The sequence below is a fragment of the Mesorhizobium abyssinicae genome, from assembly GCF_049887195.1.
Taxonomy (GTDB): domain Bacteria; phylum Pseudomonadota; class Alphaproteobacteria; order Rhizobiales; family Rhizobiaceae; genus Mesorhizobium; species Mesorhizobium abyssinicae.
In genome coordinates, this window is record NZ_JARAKC010000092.1 from 1 (window position 1) to 1,082 (window position 1,082).

A 1,082-nucleotide genomic window follows, 5' to 3' on the forward strand; every position below is an offset into this window, starting at 1 on the left:
AGGCAGGACACAGGCATGGAGCGACGCCTCACCGCAATTCTTGCTGCCGACGTCGTCGGCTACAGCCGCCTCATGGGAGCCGACGAGGTTGGCACGCTTGCACAGCTGAAGAGGCTTCGCGCTGAAGTGATCGAGCCCAAGATCACAGCATCGCACGGACGCATCGTCGGTTCCGCTGGCGACAGCCTTCTTGTCGGATTCGCCAGCGCAGTCCACGCGGTGCAGTGTGCGGTCGAAGCCCAGGAGGGTTTGGCCGCTCTCAATGCAAGTTTGCCCGAAGACAAGCGCATGACTTTCCGCATGGGCGTAAATTTGGGCGACGTGATTGCACAGGACGATACGATCTACGGTGATGGCGTGAACATCGCCGCGCGGCTCGAGAAGCTTGCAGAACCTGGCGGCGTCTGCGTCGCGAGCAACGTCTACGAGCAGGTCAAAGGCAAACTGGACTATGCCTACACCGACCTCGGTAGCCATCAGGTCCACAACATCGTGGAGGCGGTGCGCGCCTATCGGGTCAGTCGAGCAAAACCCACTTCGGCATTCTCGACAAGGGATACGCTGACGCTCCCCGAAAAACCGTCCATCGCGGTCTTGCCATTCGACAACATGAGTGGCGACCCCGAGCAGGGCTACTTCGCTGACGGCATGGTTGAGGAGATCATCACCGCGCTGTCCCGGACGCGCTGGCTGTTCGTCATCGCGCGCAACTCGAGCTTTACCTACAAGGGGCGGGCAGTGGACATCAAGCAGGTCGGACGCGAGCTTGGTGTGCGCTACGTGCTTGAAGGGAGCGTGCGCAAGGCGGCGAGCAGGATTCGCATCACCGGGCAGCTTATCGACGCGACAACGGGAGCACATCTATGGGCCGACCGTTTCGACGGCGGGCTGGAGGACGTTTTTGACCTGCAGGAGGAAGTGACCCGCAGTGTCGTTGGGGCGATCGCTCCGAAGCTGGAACAGGCAGAGATCGAGCGGGCCAAGCGCAAGCCGACCGAGCACCTTGACGCTTACGACTACTATCTGCGCGGGATAGCAAGCCTCCACCAGTTGACCAGGGAATCCACCGCAGACGCCCTTCA

General features: G+C 61.4%; 1 protein-coding gene. It reads left to right on the plus strand.

Going from position 1 to position 1,082, the window contains the following annotated elements:
• Positions 1–15: 15 nt before the first annotated feature.
• Positions 16–1,082 (plus strand): adenylate/guanylate cyclase domain-containing protein (locus PU724_RS33755; RefSeq protein ID WP_426213828.1); only part of this gene is annotated, 1,067 nt, incomplete at its 3' end.